The 2,199-nt window shown below is 75.2% G+C and carries 2 protein-coding genes; both read left to right on the forward strand.

What is annotated here, in order from left to right:
• Positions 1-650, forward strand: a 650-nt coding sequence (locus HMPREF0731_RS20680; RefSeq protein ID WP_040614288.1) for an HlyD family secretion protein, incomplete at its 5' end; no start/stop codon positions are given.
• A partial coding sequence (locus tag HMPREF0731_RS20685; RefSeq protein WP_040614289.1) for an ATP-binding cassette domain-containing protein occupies positions 647-2,199 on the forward strand: 1,553 nt, incomplete at its 3' end. The genes HMPREF0731_RS20680 and HMPREF0731_RS20685, both read left to right, overlap by 4 nt.

Raw genomic sequence — 2,199 nt, forward strand, 5'->3', positions numbered from 1 at the left:
CCCGCAGCAACCGCGGCCTGGCGCAGAGCGAGCTGGCCCGCACCCAGGAGCTGCACCGCCGCGGCTTCGCCCCCGCCGAGCAGCTCGACCAGCGCCGCGCCACGCTGGAGGTGGCCGAGGCCACGCTGCTCTCGGCCGAGGCCGGGCAGCGCCGCGCCGATGCGGCGCGCGACGCGGCGGAGGCCAATCTCGCCCAGGCGCGCAGCCTGCTGGAGGACACGGTGCTGGCCGCGCCGCGCGCCGGCCGCGTGCTCTACCGGCTGATGCGCGAGGGCGAGGTGGTGGCCGCGGGCGGCCGCGTCGCCACGCTGATCGACCCCACCGATGTCTCGATGATCGTCTTCCTGCCCGCCGCCGAGGCCGGGCGCATGGCCTATGGCGCCGAGGCGCGGCTGGTGCTGGACCCGGCGCCGGACTACGTGCTGCCCGCCACGGTCAGCTTCGTCGCGCCCAACGCGCAATTCACCCCGCGCCAGGTGGAGACGGCGCGCGAGCGCGAGAACCTGATGTTCCGCGTCAAGCTGCGCCTGCCGCCCGAGCTGCTGCGCGCCCATGCCGAGCAGGTGAAGGGCGGCGTGCGCGGGATGGCCTATCTGCGGCTCGACCCGGCGCAGCCCTGGCCCGAGCGGCTGCGGGTGCGCCTGCCGTGAGCCCGGCCGCGCCCGCCGCCCGGCTGCGGGAGGTCGCGCACCGCTATGGCCCGGTCGCCGCGCTGGACGGGGTGACGCTCGACATCCCCGGCGGCGTCATGGCCGGGCTGGTCGGGCCGGATGGCGTCGGCAAATCCACCCTGCTGGCGCTGCTCGCCGGGGTGCGCCGGCCACAGCGGGGCGGCGTCGAGGCGCTGGGCGCCGATCTGCGGCAGCCGGCCGCGCTGACCGCGGCGCGGCAGCGCATCGCCTACATGCCGCAGGGGCTGGGCCGCAACCTCTACCCGACGCTGTCGGTGGCCGAGAACATCGACTACTTCGCGCGGCTGTTCGGCCAGGGCGGCGCCGAGCGCCGCGCCCGCGCGGCGGAGCTGATGCAGGCCACCGGCCTCGGCCCCTTCGCGGCGCGGCCGGCCGGCAAGCTCTCCGGCGGCATGAAGCAGAAGCTTTCTCTCTGCTGCGCCCTGGTGCGGGAGCCGGAGCTGCTGATCCTGGACGAGCCCACCACCGGCGTCGATCCGCTGTCGCGCCGGCAGTTCTGGACGCTGATCGACCGGCTGCGCGCCCGCCGCCCCGGCATGAGCGTGCTGGTCGCCACCGCCTATATGGAGGAGGCGGAGCGCTTCGACTGGCTGGCCGCGCTCGATGCCGGCCGCGTCATCGCCCAGGGCAGCCCGGCCGAGCTGCGCCGCGCCGCCGGCCGCGCGACGCTGGAAGAAAGCTTCATCGCCCTGCTGCCCGAGGCGCGCCGCGCCGGGCACCGCGCCGTCGAGATCACGCCGCCGCCGCCGCCGCGCCCCGGCGAGCCGCCCGCCATCGAGGCGCATGGCCTGACCAAGCGCTTCGGCGATTTCGTCGCGGTGGACGGCGTGGAGCTCGCCATCCCGCGCGGCGAGATCTTCGGCTTCCTCGGCTCCAATGGCTGCGGCAAGACCACGACGATGAAGATGCTGACGGGTCTGCTGCCGGCCAGCGCCGGCACCGCGCTGGTGCTTGGCCAGGACCCGGCGCGCGGCGGCGATGCGCGGGCGCGGGTCGGCTACATGTCGCAATCCTTCTCGCTCTATGGCGAGCTGACGGTGCGGCAGAACCTCGAACTGCATGCCCGCCTGTTCCACCTGCCGCCCGAGCGCGCCGCCGCCCGCATCGCGGCTCTGCTGCGCGAATTCGACCTGGAGGGGATGGCGGACAGCGCGCCGGAGGCATTGCCGCTCGGCCAGCGGCAGCGGCTGCAACTCGCCGCCGCCGTGGTACACGAGCCCTCGCTGCTGATCCTGGACGAGCCCACCAGCGGCGTCGATCCCGTGGCGCGCGACCTGTTCTGGACGCATCTGCTGCGCCTGTCGCGGCAGCAGGGGGTGACGATCTTCATCTCCACCCACTTCATGAACGAGGCGGAGCGCTGCGACCGCATCTCGCTGATGCATGCGGGGCGGGTGCTGGCGGTCGGCCCGCCGCGGGAGCTGGCGCGGCAGCAGGGCGCGGCGACCCTGGAAGAAGCCTTCATCGGTGCGCTGCAGCGCGCCGCCGGCCCCGAGGCGGCCACGGA

This window comes from Pseudoroseomonas cervicalis ATCC 49957, from assembly GCF_000164635.1.
In the GTDB taxonomy this organism is placed as follows: Bacteria; Pseudomonadota; Alphaproteobacteria; order Acetobacterales; family Acetobacteraceae; genus Pseudoroseomonas; species Pseudoroseomonas cervicalis.